This is a genomic window from Amycolatopsis thermalba (assembly GCF_023376025.1).
Taxonomy (GTDB): Bacteria; Actinomycetota; Actinomycetes; order Mycobacteriales; family Pseudonocardiaceae; genus Amycolatopsis_E; species Amycolatopsis_E thermalba.
Genome location: NZ_CP091196.1, coordinates 206,390 through 227,673 on the forward strand (window position 1 = coordinate 206,390; position 21,284 = coordinate 227,673).

Consider the following 21,284-nt stretch of genomic DNA (forward strand, 5'->3'; position numbering starts at 1 on the left):
CGTAATCAACCGCGGATGACCGCTGAAGCCGGAACACAAGGCCGTCCCGGCCGGCAGGCTCGCCGCGCCTGCCGGCGCGCCGAACCACACCGCCCGCGAGTCCCACCTTCCCGCCCGCGAGTCCCACGCTCCCGCCCGCGAGTTCCGCGTTCGAGCGGGCAGCCCGCGTCGGAGCGGGCAAGTTCCGCCTCGGAGCGGGCGAGTCCCCCGCTCCCGCCCCTGAGTCCCACCTTCCCGCCCGCGAGTCCCGCGTTCGAGCGGGCAGCCCGCGTCGGAGCGGGCGACTTCATGCGTCCAGTCGGGCAGGATGGCCGGGTGCGTGAGCTGATCTACGTTTCCCAGGCGAAGCTCCAGCAGCTCGCCCCCGGCCTGCCGAAGCGCGCCGGCGGCCTGCGGGACGTGGAGGCCGAGGTGAACACGCCGGTCGGCGGCTTCAAGGTCGGCAAGGCGGCGCGCGAAGCCGAGCCCGGGCTGGCGGCGGCGGTCGCCGCGCTGGAGGCGTCGTCCCGGGCGCCCAGGTGGCTCGCCGAGCCCGACGTGCGGCCCGGGCAGTGGGTGCACTTCGAGGCGCCGATGAGCTACGGGCAGGTGGAGGACGCGGTGCTGTTCATCGACACCGACCGCGCGGACGACGACTACCCCACCGGCGGCCGCCTGCGCCTGCTCCTGCACGGTTCGGTCGGCCACCTGGTCGGCGCGCCCCCGCCCGGCCCGGATGCGCGGTCGCTGCGCCAAGCCCTCGGCCCGTCGCGGTCGTGGTTCCACGTCTGCCAGGCTCTGCGCGCCCTCAACCGGGAGGATCCGCAGCCCACCGGGAACGACGACCACGGCCACCCGGCGGATCAGGTGGCCGGCATCGTCCGAGGCATGGATCGGCTGACGAACCGGCTCCAGCCGGAGCACACCGCGGCCTGGGTGGCCGGCTACGCGCGCGTCACCGCGGTGATTCCCGCGTTCCGGCAGACCATCCTGGCCGCCACGCCGCTCTACGTGGAGCACGTCGCGCCGCCCGGCGGCTGATCACCCGATCCAGGTGCCCTGCCGCAGCACGCGCTGGGGCCGGAGGTCGGCGTCCAGCACCACCAGGTCGGCGGCCAGCCCGGTGCGCAGCGATCCGAGCCGGTCGGCCAGGCCCAGGAGCTCGGCCGGGCGTCCCGAGGTCGCGCGCACCGCGTCGGGGATGGACAGGCCGGCGCCCTTGACCAGGTTGCGGAACGCCACGTCCATGGTCAGCGTGCTGCCGGCGAGCGAGCCGGTGTCGGCCAGCGTCGCCACCCCGTCCCGGACGTCGACCTCCAGCCGGCCCAGGTGGTAGCGGCCGTCGGCGGCGTCGGTGGCCGACATGGCGTCCGTGATGAGCGTGGTGCGGCCGCGGCCGGCGTACCGGGCCGCCATCCGCAGCACCGTGGGGTGGACGTGGACCAGGTCGCAGATCAGCTCGATCGTGACGCGCTCGTCGTCGAGCAGGACGCCGATCGGGCCGGGTTCGCGGTGGTGCAGCGGGCGCATGCCGTTGAACAGGTGCGTCGCGACGGTGGCGCCGGCGTCGATGGCCGGGCGGATCTGCTCCTCGGTGCCGTCGGTGTGCCCGATCGCGGCGATCACCCCGGACTCGGCCAGCTGCCGCACCGCCCGGACGCCGCCGTTCAGTTCCGGCGCCAGCGTCACCATGCGGACGGCGCCGCGCCCGGCCCGCAGCAGGGCGTCGACGGTCGCCGCGTCGGGCTCGCGCAGCACCGCGGGGTCGTGGGCGCCGCAGCGGGCGGAGGCGATGAACGGGCCCTCCAGGTGGATGCCGGCCAGCTCGCCGTCGTCGACGAGCTCGCGCAGCACGGCCATCTGGTCCACCAGCGTGCGCACCGGGTCCGACACCAGGCTGGCCAGCATGGTCGTCGTGCCGTGCCTGCGGTGGGCCTTGATCGCGGTGACGATCTCCTTCGCGTCGCCGCTGGAGAACGACCCGCCCCCGCCGCCGTGGCAGTGCGCGTCGACGAACCCGGGCACCACGTAGCAACCGGCGACGTCCACCCGGTCACCCGGTGGCGGCGTCCCCGTTCCGATGCCCGCGATCGCCCCGCCGGACACCGCGAGCCACCCGTCGTCCACGACACCCTCGGGGAGGGCGAGCCTGCCACCCGTCAGCACGAAACCCGTCACAGGCTCCAGCATATTGGTCTAAACCAACTTAAGCACTCATGGCCTTCTGGAGAGCCTCCAGAGCCCGGCTCGCCGTGGACTTCACGGTGCCCTTCGAGATGCCCGCGACCTCGGAGATCTCCGCTTCGGAGAGGCCGCCGTAGTAGCGCAGGACGAGCACCTCGCGTTGCCGCGGCGGCAGCTTCGACAGCGCGTTGACCACCGACTGGTGCTCGCTGGAGAGCATCGCCAGGCTCTCCGCGGAGCGGGCGTTCACCGCGTGCGGCGGGACGTACTCGCGCGCGGTCTTGCGCCGGCGCAGCACGCTGCGCGAGCCGTTGACCACCGCGGTGCGCAGGTAGGCGACCGCGGCCGTGGCGTCCCGCAGCTTGCCCCAGTTCCGGTAGAGCCCGGTGAACGCCTCCTGCACGACGTCCTCGGCCGTCGCCGGTTCGTCGACCAGCAGGATCGCGAGCCGGACCAGGCGCATCCGGTGGATCTTGTACAGATCCTCCAGGGTCAGCGGGCCGGCCGGCTGGGCCGACACGGGAGCGACCCCGTCCATGGTGCGCAAATGCCCGAGCGTGCGTTCGACGCTGCGCTCCGCGCTGCCGTCCGGCATGTACTCCCGCCTGTCCTCGGCCTGACCGTTGTCCACGTGCTGTACACGCGCGGACCAGCGTATCGGTTGATTCACTTCACCCGGTAGCGTGCGGAGCAGGTACGCAAACGGAGGTGCGCATGGCCTGGTTCCTGGTGCAGACGGTCTACGACCAGGGGAAGTACGGGGAGGTCCGGCCCCGTCACCGGGAGTACCTCGCCAAGCTCGCCGCCGAGGGCACGGTCGCGGTGGCCGGGCCGTTCGCCGACGACTCGGGCGGGGCGTTCCTGATCCAGGCCGCGGACGCCGACGCCCTCCAGGCGATCCTCGACGCCGATCCGTACGTCGTCGAGGGCGCACTGGAGAGCTTCACGGTGCGGGAGTTCAAGCCGACGCTGGGCGCCTGGGTTCAGTAGACGCCGCCGAGCTTGGTGTGGTCCCAGCTGACGACCTTCGTCGGCGTGAACACCAGCCCGACGCGCTTGGCGGCCTGCGCGGCGACCACGTCGGCGGCCAGTGAGCCGCCGCCGTAGCGCTCCGCCATGGCCGCGCCGATCTCCGCGACGGCGGGGGTGTCCTCGACGATCTCCACGTCGGCCTCGAACTGGACGCCACGCAGCTTGTCGTAGGTGTCGCCGGTCTCGACGAGCACGGTCGCCTGCGGCAGGCGCCGCAGGTTGGCGACCTTCTGCGACTTGCGGTAGGTCCAGGTCGCGACGCCGTCGTTCCGGGGCACGTACCAGAGCGGGGCGAGGTGCGGGCGGCCGTTGGGGTTGATGGTGGCCACGTTGATGACCTTCTGTTCGGCGAGGAACGCGAGGACCTCGTCGGGGGTCATCCGGATCAGGTCGCGGCGGGACATGCGGGCCTCCTCAGCGGGTTGCGGCCCGTCCACCATGCCCGGTGATGGCGGCCTCGCGCGCGCCGCGTGCCTTGATGTCCTCGAGCGCGGCGTTGTCGGCGGCGGGCACCCGGGTCCGCGCCCCGAGTTCGACGATCGGCGGCAGGAACGCGCGGATGGCCTTGAGCACGCCGACCCACTTCGGCACGTGGATGACGCGGGCGCGCTTGAGGATGCCGGCCTCGAGCAGGTCGAGGGCCACGTTGAGCGGGTAGGTCTTGCCGATCAGGCCGGGCATGCCGGCGCGGAGCTTGCCGAAGACCGGGTGCGCGTCGGCGCTCTCGACGAGGTCCGTGCGGATCCAGGTCGGGTGGGCGACGCCGACCTTGACGCCCAGGTGGGCGACCTCGGCGCGGAGGCTGTTGGAGAAGGCTTCGACGCCGGCCTTCGCGGCGGCGTAGTTGGCCATGCCGGGGGCGTGGGTGATCGCGGCGAGGGAGGAGATCGCCAGCAGGTAGCCGCGCCGTTCGATGACGTGCGGCAGGGTGACGCGGAAGGTGCGCCACACGCCGAGCAGGTCGACCTCGATGACCTTTTCGAACGCGGCGGGGTCGACGGAGCGGACGAAGCCGGTGGTGGCGATCCCCGCGTTGGCGATGACGATGTCGATACCGCCGAAGTGCTCGACGACGCCCGCGGTGGCTTTTTCGAGGGCGTCCCAGTCGGTCACGTCGGCTTCCCAGGCCTTCGCGGAGGCCCCGATGCGTTCGGCGACCTTGCGCTGCTCGTCGGCCTCGAGCCCGACGAGGGCAACCTTGGCACCACGAGCCGCGAGCCGCTCGGCGAGCCCGGCGCCAATGCCGCGCGCAGCTCCGGTGATGAGCACGACCTTGCCTTTTACGTTGGCCATGGTCGGACCATATACCAACCTACCGGGAGTAAGCTACTACGCAGTAGGTGGAATTTTCGGGGTTGTGGTGGGTGGCTGGGCCTGTCGCCAGTGGGTGAGGGGGCTGGTCGCCGACGGGCGAGGGGACTTGTCGTCGGCCGCGCGAGTGGGTGTGTCATCGGCGGGCGTGTCATCGGCGGGCGAGTGGGCATCTCGGTGGCGCGCGAGGGGCCCTCTCGTTGGCGCACGAGAGGGCCGTTCGTCGGCGCACGAGTGGGCATCTCATCGGTGCGCGAGCGGCCCGTTCGTCGGCGCACGAGAGGGCCGTTCGTCGGGGCGCGAGGGGACCTCTCGTTGGCGCACGAGAGGGCCGCTCGTCGGCGCACGAGTGGGCATCTCATCGGTGCGCGAGCGGCCCGTTCGTCGGCGCACGAGAGGGCCGTTCGTCGGCGCGCGAGGGGACCTCTCGTTGGCGCACGAGAGGGCCGCTCGTTAGCGCGCGAGAGGGCATCTCATCGGTGCGCGAGCGGCCCGTTCGTCGGCGCACGAGAGGGCCAATCGCCCGCCGCGCGAAGGACCCCTGCGGCTGGCGCGCGAGTGGGCCACTCATCGGTGCACGAGAGGACAGCTCGCTGGCGCGCGAAAGGGCCAATCGCCGCCACGCGGAGGACCCTGCGGCCGGCACACCCGTGGGCCACTCACCGGCACACGAGCGGACCTCTCGCCGACGCATGAAAGGGCACCTCGCTGGCGCGCGAAAGGGCCAATCACCCGCCACCGCGCGAAAGGCCCCGCGGCCGGCACACGAGCGGACCTCTCGTCGGTGCGCGAGCGGACCTCTCGCCGGCACACGAGAGGGCACCTCGCTGGCGCGCGAAAGGGCCAATCACCAACACCCGAGAGAACCCTCTCGCCGACACGCGAGTGGGCCTCTCGTGAGCACACGGGAGACCGCTTCGCGGCACGTGAGCGGGCCTTTCGTGCGCGCACCGGCTCGGCGCGCGAGTGGACACTCGTCAAGACGGCGCGCGAGAGGACCTTTCGTGGCAACGCGAGAGGAACGGCCACGCCCCAGCGAAGAGACCGCTCGCGTCACAGCGAGAGGGCCAGCCACCGCATGCCGTAGCCAGCCACGACACTGCGAGAAGGCCATCCGTAACTAGGCGAGAGAGCCACCCGCGCCACTGTCAGTAGGGCCATCACCACGGCGAGAAGACCAGCCATCACCACGGCGAGAGGGCCACTCACAGAACAGCGAGAAAGCCGGCCCAGGCCCCGCCCCCGTCCAACCACCGGGCTACTGCGAAGCGTCATCCAAGGCAGCCAGCTCCGCCTCGCTCAAGCGGAGCTCCACCGAAGCCAGCAGGTCCGCCAACTGCTCCACGTTCCGGGCGCTCGCGATGGGCGCCACAACAGTCGGCTGCGCGGCCAGCCACGCCAGCGCCACCGCGGCCTGCGAAGTCCCGCGCGCGGCCGAGATCTCGTCCAGCGCCTCCAGCACCCGCTCGCCCCGGTGGTCCAGGTACGCCACCGCCCCCTCGGCCCGCGGGCTGCCGCCGGCCTCGCGCGAGCGGTACTTGCCCGTCAGGAAACCCCTGGCCAGCCCGAAGTAGGGCAGCGACGCCAACCCCTCCTTCGCCACCAGCGGGGCCAGCTCCTGCTCGTACCCGCGCTCGACCAGGTTGTAGTGCGGCTGCACCGCCACGTACCGGGCGAACCCCTCGCGGTCCGAAATGGACAGCGCCTCCGCCAACCGGTCCGCGCTGTAGTTCGACGCGCCCAGGTACCGCACCTTCCCGGCCCGCACCAGCGCGTCGAACGCACCGAGCGTCTCCTCCAGCGGCACATCCGCCACATCCCGGTGGGCGTAGTACAGGTCCAGATAATCAGTCTGCAACCGGCGCAGCGAGTCCTCCGCCGCCTCGCGGATGTTCTTCGCGCTCACCCCCGGCCGCGCCGCCCAGCTGCCCACCTTCGTCGCGATGACGACATCATCGCGACGGCCGCGGCGCTTCAGCCACTTGCCGATGATCGTCTCCGACTCGCCGCCCGAATTGCCCGGAACGCGAGCCATGTAGGCGTCCGCGGTGTCGATGAAGTTGCCGCCGGCGGCCGCGTACGCGTCCAGCACGGCGAAGGACTGCTCCTCGTCGGCGGTCCAGCCGAACACGTTGCCCCCGAGGTTGAGCGGGAACACCTCGAGATCACCGATTTTCGCCATGATCCCAACATAGAGGAATGCACCGGCCGCCCACCGGAGTTGGGACAGGCATGGCTATCGAACTCGGCAAGATCGGTATCTGGCGGGGCTGGCACCAGCTGAACGCGGACCTGGCACGCGAAGCCGAACGCCTCGGCTTCGGCGCGATCTGGATCGGCGGCTCCCCCGACGGGCAGCTGACCATCGTCGACGAGCTGCTGGACGCGACGGAGAACATCAAGGTCGCCACCGGCATCGTCAACATGTGGAAGGACGACGCGGCCACCGTCGGCGCGTCCTGGCAGCGCATCGAGGCCAAGCACCCCGGCCGCTTCCTGCTCGGCGTCGGCATCGGCCACCCGGAGGCCCACCAGGAATACCAGAAGCCCTACGACAAGATCGTCGACTACCTCGACGGCCTGGACGAAGCCGGTGTGCCGGTCGCCGCCCGCGCGCTGGCCGCGCTCGGCCCGAAGGTGCTCCAGCTCTCCGCCGAGCGCACCGCGGGCGCGCACCCGTACCTGACCACGCCGGAGCACACCAAGGAGGCCCGCCGCGTCCTCGGCGACGGCGTGCTGCTCGCCCCGGAGCAGAAGATCGTGTTGGAGACCGACCCGGAGAAGGCTCGCGCCATCGCCCGCCCGACGATCGAGCACCCGTACCTCAACCTCGTCAACTACCGGAGCAACCTGCTCCGGCACGGCTGGACCGAAGCCGATCTGGACAACGGCGGCAGCGACGCGCTGATCGACGCCCTCGCCCTGCACGGCGACATCGACTCGATCGCCGCGGGCATCACCGCCCACCTCGACGCCGGCGCGGACCACGTCTGCGTCCAGGTCCTCGGCGACGACCCGCTGCCCGGCTACCGCGCCATCAGCGAGGCCCTGCTGTCCTGACCGGCCGAAGCCGCTCCGCCCCCGCACCAGGGCGGAGCGGCTTTTGTCACTTGATCGTTCCCGACCTGCGCCGCAGAGAGCCAGCACACTGTCCTCCCACCGCCGACCTCGTACGATTCCGGGCAACGAAGGCGAACCACAGCTAGGAGGACCAACGATGCCCATCGCCACCCCCGAGGTCTACGCGGAGATGCTGGACCGGGCCAAGGCGGGCGAGTTCGCGTACCCGGCGATCAACGTGACCTCGTCGGAGACCCTCAACGCCGCCCTGCGCGGGTTCGCCGACGCGGAGAGCGACGGAATCATCCAGATCTCGACCGGTGGCGCCGAGTTCGCGTCCGGCACCCGGGTCAAGGACATGGTGACCGGTGCGACCGCGCTCGCCGAGTTCGCGCACGTCGTCGCCGAGAAGTACCCGGTCAACATCGCCCTGCACACCGACCACTGCCCCAAGGACAAGCTGGACGGCTTCGTCCGCCCGCTGATCGCCCTGTCCCAGGAGCGCGTCAACAAGGGCCAGAACCCGCTGTTCCAGTCGCACATGTGGGACGGCTCGGCGATCGACCTGGACGAGAACCTGGAGATCGCCACCGAGCTGCTCGCGAAGGCGGCCGCCGCGAAGATCATCCTCGAGGTGGAGATCGGCGTCGTCGGCGGTGAGGAGGACGGCGTCTCGAACGACATCAACGAGAAGCTGTACACCGCCGAGGGCGACTTCGTGAAGACCGTCGACGCGCTGGGCACCGGCGAGAAGGGCCGCTACCTGCTCGCCGCGACCTTCGGCAACGTGCACGGCGCCTACAAGCCGGGCGCGGTCAAGCTGCGCCCGGAGGTGCTCAAGCGCGGCCAGCAGGTCGCCGCCGAGAAGCTGGGCCTCGCCGAGGGCAGCAAGCCGTTCGAGCTGGTCTTCCACGGCGGCTCCGGCTCGCTGCTGGAGGAGATCCACGAGGCGGTGTCCTACGGCGTGGTGAAGATGAACATCGACACCGACACCCAGTACGCCTTCTCCCGCCCGATCGCCGACCACTTCTTCAAGAACTACGACGGCGTCCTGAAGATCGACGGCGAGGTCGGCAACAAGAAGACCTACGACCCGCGCAGCTACCTCAAGCAGGCCGAGCAGTCGATGGCCAAGCGCATCGTCGAGGCCGCCGAGCACCTCAAGTCGGCGGGCACGAAGATCAGCTGACCGTCTGGTGGGCCCTCATCCGCGTGAGGGCCCACCACAGCACGGGCAGCCCCACGAGCACCACCAGCGCGGGCCAGTAGGCGAACGGCGGCGCGGATTCGGTGTGCGCGCTGCCGAGCAGCCACGGCCGCAGCTGCGACTGCAGCCACAGCGCGCCGTACCCGAACGCGGTCACCAGCAGACCGCCGGCCAGCGGCGTGAGCACCCGGTGCGCCCGCCCCACGCGGAACGCCACGTCCACCGCGAGCCCGACCGCGAGCAGGTAGAACGGGATCGCCGAGGCCGGGAACGTGCCGACGACCAGCAGCGGCCAGATGATCGCGCGGTAGGCCACGTACGCGCCGGCCACCGCCGTCGCCGCCCAGGTGCGGCCGATCGTGTGCCGCGCCAGCGCCAGGACCAGCGCCGACACCCCCACCCCCCACAGCGGGTACACCCAGTCCGCGATCGGCATCGCGAAGTGCAGCACCGCGACCCGGTCGACCGGGTGCCCGATCTGCTCGGCGGCGAAGCTCAGCAGCGACGGCTCGGCCTCCGGCGCGCCGCGCTCCCACGCCCGCAGGCTGAGGATCCCGTACTCCTGCTGGCCGTTCGGGAAGAACGTGTTCTCCAGGAAGAACACCCACAGCCCGGTCAGCACCAGCGTGCGGAACCGGCCCGGCGGCGCGGTCTTCATCCAGCCGTCGATGACCCCGGCCAGCATCACGCCGGTGCCGACGTAGAGCAGCATGTGCGTGGGGCTCCACGCGGTCAGGTCGAGACCGCTGACCCGGTGGTTGATGACGTCCAGCGGCGCGGCGATCAGGAACATCACCAGCCCGGCCTGCATCAGCCGCAGCGAGCGGCGGTCGCAGCCGAGCCCGGTGTAGCTGTGGATCGCGACCAGCACGATGACGATCCCGGTGCCGACCGTGTTGATCAGGTGCGGCGGGGCGAAGTCGTCGCGGATGAACTTGAAGTGCCACGACATGTCCCACGACGAGCCGATCACCTTGAAGGTGAACGCGACCAGCCACATGCCGTAGGCGAACCGCAGCACCCAGGCGGGCGCCGGCTGCCCCGGTACCCCGCGCACCCAGTGGGTGGCGAAGAAAAGCTTGGTCTTGCCGATGGGGCCGCGCGGCACGGCGACACCCTCGGCGGCCCCCTCGAGCGCCTTCGTCATGCGGACATCATCCATGGTCGGCGCCGCCGGGCGGAGCGAGATGCCCGAATATCCGGGTTCACCCTGAGGCGTGACTCGCTTGCATCAGGGGCGGACGACGGGCATCGTGTCCGCCCGTGATGCCGAAACGTCTCGTCGCCGCGGTCCTGATCGCCGCTCTCGTCCTGCTCGGCAGCGGGGTCCTCGCGAGCCTGTTCGTGTAGGCCGCCGATACTGGGCACCATGACGAACCTGCTGGAACCCGACCCCACCCGCCTGCCCGAGCGCGTGGACGCGCAGGCCGCGATGGACGCCGGCACCGACCCGTCCGACGTGGCCGCCGAGCACCCCGACTTCAGCGAGGCGTGGGCGGCGCTGGCGGAGCGGGCGCTGGAGGCGAACGAGTTCGTCCCGGCCTACGCCTTCGCCCGCACCGGCTACCACCGCGGGCTGGATCAGCTGCGCCGCGCCGGCTGGAAGGGCTTCGGCCCGATCCCCTGGGACCACCGCCCGAACCAGGGCTTCCTGCGGGCGCTGGCGGCCCTGGCGAAGGCCGCCCAGCGCCTCGGGGAGACCGAGGAGTACGAGCGGTGCCGGAAGTTCATCGCCGACTCCGACCCGGCGGCCGCCGCGGCGACCGGGCTCCAGTAGATCCTGACCATTTAGAACTCTCCGCAGTTGTCGGGTGCTGCCTCGCCCGCGAACCGGCCTTCCAGCCACGCGAAGGCAGCCGGGTAGCCGGCGACGGCGCCACCGACGTGGGTCGGCACCGCGAGGGTGTCGAACCGCACGGTGGCGCCCTCGTCGCACCAGGTCCGGGCCATCGTCCGGCCCTGCTGGTAGGGGACGATGTCGTCCAGCGCGCTGTGCACGACGTACATCGGGACCGCCGGTGCGAGCCGGCCGATCCGCTGCTCCTCGACCACCGACGCGTAGGGCTCCTCGGCCAGGTATTCGCTGATCGAGCGGCCGTCGACGGTCAGGTCCGCGGTGCGGGTGAACGCGTGGTCCACGATCGATTCGACCGTGCACTCGCGCTCGACCCGGGCCACGAGCGCCTTGCCCCGGTCGTTGAGGACGTCGGTGATGCGCAGCTCGGGGTAGGCGTAGTTGACGCTCGCGACGGCGAACATCAGGAAACCGACGGCGTAGGCGCCGTCCAGGCTGCGGCCGACCGCGGCCAGGTCGGCCGGGACCGCGCCCGCGTAGGCGCCCTCGAGGTCCAGCTCCGGGGCGTAGGACGGCTGCAGCTCGGCGGCCGCGGCGGAGGCGCCACCGCCCTGGGAGTAGCCCGCGATCGCGACCGGCCCGTCGGCGGGCAGGCCCGGGAGCCGCTGCGCGGCGCGGATCGAGTCGAGGACCGCGTGGGCCTCGGCCTTCCGGTTGACGTAGGTGTGCACGCCGGGCGTGCCCAGGCCCTGGTAGTCGGTGACGACCACCGCGTAGCCGCGGGCCAGCAGGCCGGCGATGAACGGGCCCTCGTACTCCCCGCCCGCGGCCAGCGCCTTGGACGGCGCGCACTGGTCGCCCAGGCCCTGCGTGCCGGGGGCGTAGGCGATGAGCGGCCGCTCGCCCGCGCCGCGCCACGGCGTCTTGGGCGTGAGCACGGTTCCGGTGACCGCGACGGCGTCACCGTGCGTGTCCGTGCTGCGGTACATGATCCGCTGGACGTCGGCGGGAGCGCGGAGCAGCTTCACCGGGTCGAGGAAGAACTGGCTCGGCTCGTGACGGATGATGGCGCCGTTGTCACTCGGCAGCGTGGCCGGCGGATCGTAGAAGTCGCCGGAGGAGGTTGCGGCGCCGGCCGGCGCGGTCGTCACCGACAGCGCGGCGACCGCCGCGGTCACGATCGCCGCGAGCCGGCGAGTCGAAAGGCGCATGAACGCTCCCCGGTGAGCTATTTTCCGACAGTTATGTCGGAAAAGGATTGTGGTGAGGTGGCAGGCGTGTCAATGCCCCGAAAGCGTGGCCCCGGCAGGCCCCGGAAGCTGCCGGTCGCCGATCAACGCGCCCTCGTGCTCGCCGCGGCCGGGCACGTCTTCGCCACGAGCGGCCTGCAGGGGTCCACCATCGAACACATCGCGCGGGAGGCCGGCCTGACCCGGCAGGCGGTGTACGAGCTGTACGGCGACAAGAACGCGTTGTTCGCGGCCGTGGTCGAGCAGGCGGAGGAGCAGGCCTACGCGGCGATCGCGGCGGCCGGCGCGAGCGACGCCGATCTGGACCTGAAGAGCTGGGCGCGCAAGAACTACGCGAACCTGTTCGACTTCGCCGCCGCGCATCCGGACGCGCTGCCGCTGTTCCAGGAGGCTGAGCGCACCGGCAATCCGGCGCTGTCCCGACTGCGGAAGCGGCTGGCCCGCGTCTACACCGAGGCGAGCGGCCAGCGGTGGGCGGAGTTCGGCGTCGAACCGGGCCGCGCGGACACCGCACTGGTCACGATGTACTTCGCGATGGTCGAATCGCTGGTCGGGCTCAACTGGAACGGGGACGCGCCGGACCGCGACGCGCTGATCGACCTGCTGACCGAGTTCACGATCGGCGGCGTGCTGCGGCTGTACAACCAGACGCCCGAGGTCATCGCGCGCGTGCGGTAGGGGTCCAGGATGCGGGAACCGGGTCGGGGGCCGGGATCCTTCCGTAGCGTCGAAGGCATGGCGCCGTCTCAGCTCGCGATCGTGGGGGCGGGTCCGCGTGGGGTCGGCGTGCTGGAGCGGTTGTCGGCGAACGCGGCCGCGTTGCTGGGGCCGGCGGGGCTGGTGGTGCACCTGATCGACCCGTTCCCGCCGGGCGCCGGCCGGATCTGGCGGTACGAGCAGTCGCCGTTGCTGCGGATGAACTCGATGGCCGAGGACGTCACGATGTTCACCGACGACACGGTGACGATGGACGGCCCGGTGCGGACGGGGCCGTCGCTGTGGCAGTGGGCGCGGGAGGTGCGCGCGGGGCGGATCCGGTACGACGTGCCGGAGGATCTGCGGGACGAGCTCTTCGCGTTGCGCGGGACGTCCTTTCCGACGCGACGGCTGGCGAGCGCGTACCTGGACTGGGTGTACCGGCACGTGCTGGCCGGGCTGGCGCCGGGCATCGAGGTGGTCGAGCACCGCACGCGGGCGACGCGGATCGACGAGACGCGGGTGTGGCTGGCGGGGGTGGACGAGCCGCTCGACGTGGACGTGATCGTGCTGGCGGTGGGACACCTGGACGCCGAACCGGGTTCGGGTGAGCGGGAACTGGCGGAGTTCGCGGCCGCGCACGGGCTGGCGTACTACCCGGCGGGGTACCCGGCGGACGTCGACTACCAGCACGTCGCGCCGGGTGAGCCGGTGCTGGTGCGCGGGTTCGGGCTGGCGTTCGTGGACCTGATGCTGTTGCTGACCGAGGGGCGCGGCGGGCGGTTCACCGAGCACGTGGGCGGGCTGGTGTACCACCCGAGCGGCGCGGAACCGGTGCTGCACATCGGTTCCCGGCGCGGAGTGCCCTACCACGCGAAGCCCGGTTACCGGTTGCAGGGCGCGCCGCTGGGGTTGCCGCGGTTCTTCGGTCCCGAACGGGTTTCGGAGCTTCTGGAGCGGGGCCGGCAGCTCGATTTCCGCGCCGACGTGTGGCCGCACGTGGCGAAGGAGCTGGCGTGGGGGTACTACAGCGAGCTGTTCACCGCGCATCCGTCGCGGGTGCGGATGTCGTTCGCGGATTTTTCCCGCTGTTTCGCGGAGTTCTCGTGGGACAGCGCGGAGATGCGCGCGCTGGTGCGCCGGGCGGTGCCGGCCGAGGAGGACCGGCTCGACCTGGAGCGGCTGGACCGGCCGCTGGCGGGGCTGCGGTTCGGGACGGCGGAGGAGTTCGGGAAGTACCTGCGGTCGTACGTGGAGGCGGACCTGGCGCGGCGGGCGGATCCGGCGTATTCGGCGGATCTGGGCGCGTTCATGGCGTTGTTGTCGGCGTACCAGCAGATGCCCCCGCTGATGGCGTCCGGTTCGCTGGACGTGTCCGATGTGGATGGTTGGTGGCACGGGTTCTTCTCGTACTACGCGAGCGGTCCCCCGCCGCGGCGGTTGCAGGAGCTGCTGGCGCTGCACGAGGCCGGGGTGGTGTCGTTCCTCGGGGCGGACGTGCGGATTTCCGTTGGTTCGTCGGGTTTCGTCGCTTCTTCGGGGAGTTTCCCGGGTTCGGTGACGGCCCGGACGCTGATCGAGGCGCGCCTGCCGGAGCCGAGCGTGCGGCGGGCTTCGGACGGGTTGCTGGCGCAGTTGCGGGGTGCGGGCGAGCTGGCGGAGGAGCACGTGCGGGACCTGCCGTCGGGCCGGATCGCGACGCGGGTGTCGGACGGGCGGCTGCTGGACGCCACGGGCCGCCCCCACTCCCGGCGGTTCGCCCTGGGCCCGCACACGAGCGCCCGCTCAGCGGCGGCGTTCACCCGCCCGAGAACGAACGGCCTGTCCTTCCGCCAGAACGACGCCACGGCGCGGGAGATACTGCGCTTGCTGCGCGACGAGCGGCCGGGGTAGAGGACGCCGATCCTGGCGGCGGGCTCAGGCCGGGGGCAGGTGCTGCCGACCGGAACAGGGCGAAGGCGTGCGGCGGGCCGCCGACCGGGTACCTCTGCGGTCGACGGCCCACCTACCGGCCCCGGGTGTGAACGTCCCGGTTGCAGTCCGGGGGCCGGTGCGTCCAGCATCCACCCGCGCGAAAACCGTGGGAATGTGGGACGCTGCCCACCGCGGCACGACCCACCCCCACGGCAAGGCCGCGGCGGGCCGCCAACCGGGTACCTGCGGTCGACGGCCCACCTACCGGCCCCGGGTGTGAACGTCCCGGTTGCAGTCCGGGGGCCGGTGCGTCCAGCATCCACCCGCGCGAAAACCGCGGGAATGTGGGACGCTGCCCACCGCGGCACGACCCACCCCCACGGCAAGGCCGCGGCGGGCCGCCAACCGGGTACCTGCGGTCGACGGCCCACCTACCGGCCCCGGGTGTGAACGTCCCGGTTGCAGTCCGGGGGCCGGTGCGTCCAGCATCCACCCGCGCGAAAACCGCGGGAATGTGGGACGCTGCCCACCGCGGTACTGCTCGACCCCACCGCGGCCGGCCGCACCCCCGCCGTCGGCGCCCGGCGCCACCTGAGGTGGCAGGAGCCAACCGGGGCGGCACAGGCCCAGCGAGGAGGCAGGGGCCCGCCTGGGCAGCACAGGGCGGGCTAGCAGCCGAGCGGCGGAGCGGCCGGGGGAGGCACGGGCCGACCGAGCGGCGCCAGGGCGGCCGCGGCGGCATGCGGGGCCGGGGCGGCCGGGCCAGCCGAACAGCGGGGCGGCATGGGCGGCGGGGCGGCCGGGGCAGCACGGGGCCAGCCGAGGAGGCATGGGCCGCCTGGGCAGCACAGGGCGGCCGAGCAGCCGAACGGCGGAGCGGCACGCGGCGCCGGGCGGGCTGGGAAGGCACAGGCCAGCCGAGGAGGCATGGGCCGCCTGGGCAGCACAGGGCGGCCTAGCAGCCGAACGGCGGAGCGGCCGGGGCCGCATGCGGCGCCGGGCGGCATGCGGCGCCGGGCGGCATGCGGCGCCGGGCGGCATGCGGCGCCGGGGCGGCAAGGGCCGGCCGGGGCTGCACGGGCCAGCCGAGCGGCGGCGGTGCCGCACAACCCAACTCCCGCGGCTCAAACCACCCGGCGCAGCTCAGCTCCGGTTCGTTCCGCCACTCGGCCTGGGATTGATGCCAGTAGGTCCTTCGTGTAGGCGTGTTGGGGCCTCTGCAGCACCTCGTCCACCGGGCCGCTCTCCACCACCTCTCCCGCGCGCATCACCGCCACCCGGTCGGCCACCTGTCGCACCACGGCCAGGTCGTGGGAGATGAACAGGTACGTCAGGCCCAGCTCGTCCTGCAACCCGGCCAGCAGCGAGAGGATCTGCGCCTGCACCGAAACATCCAACGCGGACACCGGCTCGTCGAGCACCACCAGGTCCGGGCGCAGCGCCAGGGCCCGCGCGATCGCCACCCGCTGGCGTTGCCCGCCGGACAGCTCGGCCGGCTTGCGCCGCAGCATCGACGCCGGGAGCGCGACCTGCTCCAACAGCTCAGCCGGACTCCCGGGAGCCCGGAAGGCCCGCAGCGGCTCGGACACGATCTGGCCCACCGTCAGCTTCGGGTTCAGCGACGCGTACGGGTTCTGGTACACCAGCTGCATCCGCCTCCGCAACCGCCGCAGCTCGGCACCTCGCACGGCCGTCACGTCGACGCCATCGAACACCACCGAACCCGCGGACGGCTCCGCCAAGCGCAACACCAACCGCGCCGTCGTCGACTTGCCCGAACCCGATTCGCCGACCAGGGCCAGCGTCTGGCCCCGCGGGATGTCGAACGACACGTCGTCCACCGCGCGAACCTCGCCGAAGTCCTTGCGCAGCCCGGAAACCGACACCAACGCGGGCCCCGACGGCCGCCGGGATCGCAGCGGCGCAGTAGCCAGGCTCGGCGCCGCCGCCAGCAATCGGCGCGTGTACGCCTGGGACGGCGCCGCCAGCAGCTCCGCACTCGGCGCCCGTTCGACCAGCCGCCCCTCCGACATCACCGCGATCTCGTCCGCCCGGTCCGCCGCCACCCCGAGGTCGTGCGTGATCAGCAACAACGCCAGGTTCTCCGCCGCCGCCAGCTCCGCCAGGTGATCGAGGATCCGCCGCTGCACCGTCACGTCCAGCGCGCTCGTCGGCTCGTCCGCGATGATCAACCGCGGCTTCCCGGCCAGCGCCGCCGCGATGAGCGCCCGCTGCCGCAACCCGCCGGACAGCTCGTGCGGGTACTGCCGCGCCCGCAGATCCGGCCGCGAAACCCCCGCCCGCGCCAGCAACTCCACCGCCTCCGCGGCCGCGGTCCGCCGGGTCGCCAGGCCGTGGATCACCAGCGCCTCCCCGACCTGCTCCCCGATCCGCTTGACCGGGTTCAGCGACACCGTCGGATCCTGCGGGACCAACGCGATCTCCCGGCCGCGAACGCCCCGCCACGCCCGGGAGGACAACGAGGTCAGCTCACGCCCGTCGAACGTGATCGACCCGCCGACGATCCGCCCACCCCTCGGCAGCAACCCGATCACCGCGTGCGCGGTCGTCGACTTGCCCGAACCGGATTCGCCGACCACGGCGACCGTCTGTCCACTTCGTACGGTCAGGTCCACCGATCGCACCGCGGGCACGCCCCGGTACGACACGGCGAGATCCCGCACCACCAGCAGCTCACTCATCCCGTTCTCCGTCCAGCGCCCGCGACAACCGGTTCGCCGCCAGCACCACCGCGGCGATCACCAGCCCGGGCAACGTCGTCATCCACCAGGCGCTCGCCAGGTACGCGCGCCCCGCCGACACCAGCGACCCCCACTCCGGCGACGGCGGCGTCGCGCCGTAACCGAGGAAGCTCAGCGCGGAGATCTCCAGCACCGCGGTGCCGAAGCTGAGCACCGCCAGCACCACCACCGGCCCGAGCGCGTTCGGCAGGATGTGCCGGGTCAGCACCCCGAACCACCGAACGCCGCTCGCCCGCGCGGCCTCGACGTACACGCCCGTCCGCACCCGGATGACCTCCGCCCGCATCAGCCGGGCGAAGTTCGCCACGTTCGCCACCCCGACCGCGATCGCCACCTTCGTCGTGCCGAACCCGAGCGCGGTGACCAGCGCCAGCGACAGCAGGATCGACGGGATCGCGAGCAGCACGTCCATCACCCGCATCAGCACCGAGTCGAGCCATCCGCCCCGAGCCCCGGCGACCAGGCCGAGCACCGAGCCCGCCACCAGCGCGATCAGCACCGCCAGCAGAGTCGCCCGCAACGACGCCCCGGCGCCGTGCACGACGCGGGCGAACACGTCCCGCCCGGTCTCGTCGGTGCCGAACAGGTGCGCCGCCGACGGTCCCTGCAACTTCTCCCGCGGCACCCCGGCGAGCGGGTCGTAGCTGGTGAACGCCGACGGCACCAGCGCCCACAGCACGACCACCGCGAACACCACCACGGACAGCACCAGCCCGGGTCGCCGCACCCAGAAACCCGCCCGCACGGCGAGGACCTCAGTCACCGGCCGCCTCCTTGCGGACCCGCGGGTCCAGCAGCGGGTACAGCAGGTCGACCGCGAGGTTGATCACCACGAAGACGAACGCGGCCAGCACGATCACCGCCTGCACCACCGGGATGTCCTGCCCGTTGACCGCCGCCGTGGTGACGCGGCCGACGCCGTCGCGGGAGAACACCGTCTCCGTCACCACCGACCCGGCCAGCAGCTGCCCGGTCACCACACCCAGCATGGTCAGCGCCGGGATCGCCGCGTTGCGCAACGCGTGTCCGAAGTGGACCCGCGCGCGCCCGGCGCCGCGGGCCCGGACGATCTCCACGTACGGCTCGGCGAGCTGCGTGCGCAGGCTCTTGGCGAGCACCTGACCGATGACCGCGCCGGTGGGCAGCGCGAGCGTGATCGCGGGCAGGATCAGCGACTGCATGCCCTGGTTGCCCAGCGCGGGCAGCACCCGCAGCTGGAACGAGAAGATCTGGATCAGCACCAGGCCCACCCAGAACACCGGCAGCGAGATCCCCAGCGGCGGCAGCGACAGCAGCAGGTTGCCCAGCCACCGGTGCCGCGTGTAGGTGCCGGCCAGCGCCGCGCCGCCGCCGAACAGGATCGCCAGCAGCAAGCCCAGGCCGGCCACCGCGAGCGTCGGTGGCAACGCGGACAGCACCACGTGCGTGGCGCTGTCGCCGGTGGTGATGGACGTGCCGAAGTCGCCGTGCAGCGCGGCGAGCAAGCGCTTTCCGTACTGCACCGGCCACGGCTCGTCCAGCCCGTACTCGGCCTGCGCCTGGGCCAGCTGCTCGGCGGTCACCGTGGCGCCGGCGTCCCCGCCGCCGAGCTTGGCCAGCACCGCGTCGCCCGGCAGCAGGTAGAGGATCACGAACGACACCGTGAACGCCGCCCACAGCACGACCACCGCCTGGCCGGCCCGGCGCAGCAGGTGCCGCGTCATGAGCCCGAGACCCAGGTGTCGAACAGCTGCAACCGCGACGACGCCTCGAAGTTCACCGCGTGCGCGTCCGGGCCGAGCGCCACCACCTGGGTCAGTTCGAACACCGGGATCGAGTACGCGTGGTCGACGATGAGCCGTTGCGCCTCCTCCGCCGCCGGCTTGCGGGCCGCCGGGGCGACGGTGGCGGCCTGCGCGTCCAGTGCGGCGTCGAGCGGGTTGCCCGGCTGGAGCCTGCTGCGGTTGCCCGCCTTGGTGGAGAAGGTGTTGCGCAGGATGTCCGGATCGGCGCGGGTCACGTTGTACCAGAGGAACTCGTAGTTCCCGGACTGCTGGATCTGCAGGGTCTCGGCGCTGGTGCGCGGTTCGAGCCGCAGGTCGAAGCCGATCCGGCGCAGTTGCTGCTGCAGCAGTTCCAGGACGCTCTGGCTCTGGTTGAACACCTGCGCGTACACGACCGTCGCCGCGAGCCGCTGCCCGTTCTTGACGCGGATGCCGTCCGGGCCGGGAACCCAGCCGTCCGCGTCGAGCAGCCGCGCCGCGCCCGCCGGGTCGTAGGCGAGCTGGGCGGACAGGTCGGCGTGCAGCGGGGTGGTCGAGGCCAGGATGCTGCTCGCCGGCCGGTAGTTCGGCGACAGGACGGTGTCGACGACCTCCTGGCGGTTCACGCCCTTGCTCGCCGCCTGGCGCACCGTCTCGTCGGTCAGGACGCCGCGCGTGACGTTGGCGTGCAGGTTGAACACGATGCCCGGGTTGGGCCGGGTCTGCGTGCCGAACCCGCCGCCCTGGAACTGCGCCTCGTCCACCGGCTGCACCTCGGTGGTCGCCTTGAGCTGGCCGGACAGCAGGCTGCCGGTGCGCACGCCGGGCTCGGGCACGATCTTGTAGTCGACCTTGTCGAGGTAGGCCTCACCCTGGTGCTGCCACAGCGACGAGCCCCAGTCGTAGCCGGGGCGCTTGGCGATGATGATGCCGGCGTTCTGCTTGAAGCTTTCGAAGACGAACGGCCCGGAGCCGATCAGCCCGTCGCCCTGGCAGCGCTGATCGGGCGTCTTCGCGTACGCGGCGGGCGCCAGGATACCGAGCGACATGGTCGAGCTGGCCTGCAGGAACTGCGCGCTCGGCGCGGAGAAGTCGATCCGCACGGTCTGCGGGTCGACCACCGTGGCGCCGGTGTACGCGGCGAGGTAGCCGGAGCCCAGCTGCGCCTTCGCGCCGAGGGCCTTGATGCCGTCGAAGCTGGTCTTCACCGCGGCGGCGTCGACCGGGGTGCCGTCGGCGAAGGTCGCGCCGGTGCGCAGGTGGAAGGTGAAGCTCGTGGAGTCGGCGTTGCTCTCCCACCGCTGCGCGAGCCACGGCTCGATCTCGCCGGTGGCCGGGTCCTGGTCGGTGAGGGAGTCGACGAGCTGGCGGCCCACGTTGAGGCTGACGTTGGTCGCGGCCTGCTGCGGGTCGATGCAGTCGGGGTTGGAGCCGACGGCGATCGTCAGGGTGCCGCCGGGCCGGGGCGGTCCCGCGTCCGCCGCCGTCGAGCCGGACGAGCATCCGGCCACGAGCAGCGCGGCGGCAGCGGCGAGGGGCAGGGTTTTCGCGGGGAGGCTGGGAGACACGAGATCAACGCTAGGCACGATTCCAGCGGTCGAACCGTGCTTCCCAGCCGGTGGGCGAAACCGCGGATTCCTTGACTCAGCAGCGATCCAGCATCTCGGTCAGCGCCGCCTTCTCCGCGCTGTCGATCGTCAGCTGCCACTCGTACTTCACGTCGATCCACATCTTCGCGTAGGTGCACCAGTAGCTCGTGAGCGGCGGCTTCCACTCGTCGGGCGATTTGTCGCCCTTCTCCTGGTTCACGTTGTCGGTGACGGCGATCAGCTGCGGATTGGTCAGGTCGTTGGCGAACGCCTCGCGCTTGGCGGTGGTCCAGGCCGACGCGCCGGTCCGCCAGGCGGCGGCGAGCGGCACGACGTGGTCGATGTCGACGTCGGAGGCGGCGGTCCAGGTCGCTCCGTCGTACGGGCTCTTCCACGTGCCGGAGGTGGCCGCGCAGCTGGAGTCGGTGACGACGTTCGTGCCGTCCCGCTTGAGCACGACCTCGCGGGTGTTGCAGCTGCCGCCCTGGTCGTCCCAGTGCGGGAACTTGTCCCGGGAGTAGCCGGTGGAGGTGCCGTCCGCCTTGACGGTCAGTGCCGCCAGTTCGGAGCGGGCGGTGGTCTCGGACGGGATGTTCGGCGGTTCGGCGACCGCGGTGCCGGTCGCGATGCCGGTGGTGAGCAGGGCCGAGAGGCCGAGGACGATCAGCGAGTTTCGGGCGATGCGCATGGTGCCGCCTTCGGGTGATCGGTGCGGACCTCCCGAAGGTCGGACATGAAGATGGCGAAAGCAATACCTGTGGGT

19 protein-coding genes are annotated in these 21,284 nt (G+C 72.0%); 7 read left to right on the plus strand and 12 right to left on the minus strand.

Annotated features, from left to right (window positions below):
* Positions 1-315 precede the first annotated feature (315 nt).
* Positions 316-1,020 (plus strand): SAVMC3_10250 family protein, encoded by a 705-nt coding sequence (locus tag L1857_RS01025; RefSeq protein ID WP_116114661.1) that lies wholly within the window; start codon positions 316-318, stop codon positions 1,018-1,020.
* Here the strand turns inward: L1857_RS01025 and nagA are convergent, their stop codons facing one another.
* Positions 1,021-2,145 (minus strand): N-acetylglucosamine-6-phosphate deacetylase, encoded by a 1,125-nt coding sequence (nagA, locus tag L1857_RS01030; RefSeq protein ID WP_116114673.1) that lies wholly within the window; start codon positions 2,143-2,145, stop codon positions 1,021-1,023. It abuts the gene before it with no gap.
* 40 nt (positions 2,146-2,185) lie between these two features.
* Entirely contained in the window at positions 2,186-2,758 is a 573-nt protein-coding gene (locus tag L1857_RS01035) for a SigE family RNA polymerase sigma factor (protein WP_116114675.1), read from the minus strand.
* 119 nt (positions 2,759-2,877) lie between these two features.
* Between L1857_RS01035 and L1857_RS01040 the strand changes: the two genes are divergently transcribed.
* Positions 2,878-3,153 carry a YciI family protein gene (locus L1857_RS01040; protein WP_094006511.1) on the plus strand — a complete coding sequence of 92 codons (276 nt, stop codon included), beginning with the start codon at positions 2,878-2,880 and terminating at the stop codon, positions 3,151-3,153.
* On the opposite strand, the gene L1857_RS01045 is transcribed toward L1857_RS01040, so the two are convergent.
* The 3 genes from L1857_RS01045 to L1857_RS01055 all read right to left on the minus strand — a co-directional run bounded on the left by L1857_RS01045 (position 3,147) and on the right by L1857_RS01055 (position 6,688).
* Complete coding sequence (locus L1857_RS01045; RefSeq protein WP_094006512.1) at positions 3,147-3,599, minus strand: pyridoxamine 5'-phosphate oxidase family protein; 453 nt, start codon at positions 3,597-3,599, stop codon at positions 3,147-3,149. The two genes, L1857_RS01040 and L1857_RS01045, sit on opposite strands and share 7 nt — an antisense overlap.
* 10 nt (positions 3,600-3,609) lie before the next feature.
* A complete protein-coding gene (locus tag L1857_RS01050) occupies positions 3,610-4,488 on the minus strand; it encodes an SDR family oxidoreductase (protein WP_116114663.1) in 879 nt (292 codons plus the stop codon).
* A 1,276-nt stretch (positions 4,489-5,764) separates the two neighbouring features.
* Positions 5,765-6,688, minus strand: coding sequence for an aldo/keto reductase (locus L1857_RS01055; protein ID WP_116114665.1), 924 nt, complete (start codon positions 6,686-6,688; stop codon positions 5,765-5,767).
* Between the two features lie 50 nt (positions 6,689-6,738).
* On the opposite strand from L1857_RS01055, the gene L1857_RS01060 reads away from it, so the two are divergent.
* Positions 6,739-7,566: an LLM class F420-dependent oxidoreductase gene (locus L1857_RS01060; RefSeq protein WP_094006515.1), complete on the plus strand. Its 828-nt coding sequence runs from the start codon at positions 6,739-6,741 to the stop codon at positions 7,564-7,566.
* A 157-nt stretch (positions 7,567-7,723) separates the two neighbouring features.
* Positions 7,724-8,755: a class II fructose-bisphosphate aldolase gene (gene fbaA, locus L1857_RS01065; RefSeq protein ID WP_094006516.1), complete on the plus strand. Its 1,032-nt coding sequence runs from the start codon at positions 7,724-7,726 to the stop codon at positions 8,753-8,755.
* On the opposite strand, the gene L1857_RS01070 is transcribed toward fbaA, so the two are convergent.
* Complete coding sequence (locus tag L1857_RS01070) at positions 8,748-9,920, minus strand: hypothetical protein (RefSeq protein WP_094006517.1); 1,173 nt, start codon at positions 9,918-9,920, stop codon at positions 8,748-8,750. The two genes, fbaA and L1857_RS01070, sit on opposite strands and share 8 nt — an antisense overlap.
* Before the next feature lie 222 nt (positions 9,921-10,142).
* Between L1857_RS01070 and L1857_RS01075 the strand changes: the two genes are divergently transcribed.
* Positions 10,143-10,550: a DUF3151 domain-containing protein gene (locus tag L1857_RS01075; RefSeq protein WP_094006518.1), complete on the plus strand. Its 408-nt coding sequence runs from the start codon at positions 10,143-10,145 to the stop codon at positions 10,548-10,550.
* An 11-nt stretch (positions 10,551-10,561) separates the two neighbouring features.
* On the opposite strand, the gene L1857_RS01080 is transcribed toward L1857_RS01075, so the two are convergent.
* On the minus strand, positions 10,562-11,779 hold the full coding sequence (locus L1857_RS01080) for a lipase family protein (RefSeq protein ID WP_249464281.1): 1,218 nt from the start codon (positions 11,777-11,779) through the stop codon (positions 10,562-10,564).
* A 72-nt stretch (positions 11,780-11,851) separates the two neighbouring features.
* Between L1857_RS01080 and L1857_RS01085 the strand changes: the two genes are divergently transcribed.
* Together L1857_RS01085 and L1857_RS01090 are read left to right on the plus strand one after the other, a co-directional pair.
* Positions 11,852-12,496 carry a TetR/AcrR family transcriptional regulator gene (locus L1857_RS01085; protein WP_162831247.1) on the plus strand — a complete coding sequence of 215 codons (645 nt, stop codon included), beginning with the start codon at positions 11,852-11,854 and terminating at the stop codon, positions 12,494-12,496.
* Positions 12,497-12,553: 57 nt separating this feature from the next.
* On the plus strand, positions 12,554-14,407 hold the full coding sequence (locus L1857_RS01090; protein WP_116114671.1) for an FAD/NAD(P)-binding protein: 1,854 nt from the start codon (positions 12,554-12,556) through the stop codon (positions 14,405-14,407).
* Positions 14,408-15,552: 1,145 nt separating this feature from the next.
* Here L1857_RS01090 and L1857_RS01095 read toward each other — a convergent pair.
* From L1857_RS01095 to L1857_RS01115, 5 genes are all read right to left on the minus strand, one after another.
* The gene (locus L1857_RS01095) at positions 15,553-17,130 is read right to left on the minus strand and encodes a dipeptide ABC transporter ATP-binding protein (protein ID WP_094006532.1); all 1,578 of its coding nucleotides are present in this window, start codon (positions 17,128-17,130) and stop codon (positions 15,553-15,555) included.
* Entirely contained in the window at positions 17,123-17,953 is an 831-nt protein-coding gene (locus L1857_RS01100) for an ABC transporter permease (RefSeq protein ID WP_240323458.1), read from the minus strand. The genes L1857_RS01095 and L1857_RS01100 overlap by 8 nt, the downstream gene beginning before the upstream one ends.
* A complete protein-coding gene (locus L1857_RS01105; protein WP_249464284.1) occupies positions 17,946-18,893 on the minus strand; it encodes an ABC transporter permease in 948 nt (315 codons plus the stop codon). The genes L1857_RS01100 and L1857_RS01105 overlap by 8 nt, the downstream gene beginning before the upstream one ends.
* Positions 18,890-20,500: an ABC transporter substrate-binding protein gene (locus L1857_RS01110; RefSeq protein ID WP_240323459.1), complete on the minus strand. Its 1,611-nt coding sequence runs from the start codon at positions 20,498-20,500 to the stop codon at positions 18,890-18,892. The genes L1857_RS01105 and L1857_RS01110 overlap by 4 nt, the downstream gene beginning before the upstream one ends.
* A 76-nt stretch (positions 20,501-20,576) precedes the next feature.
* A complete protein-coding gene (locus L1857_RS01115; RefSeq protein WP_094006535.1) occupies positions 20,577-21,209 on the minus strand; it encodes an HNH endonuclease family protein in 633 nt (210 codons plus the stop codon).
* Positions 21,210-21,284 lie beyond the last annotated feature (75 nt).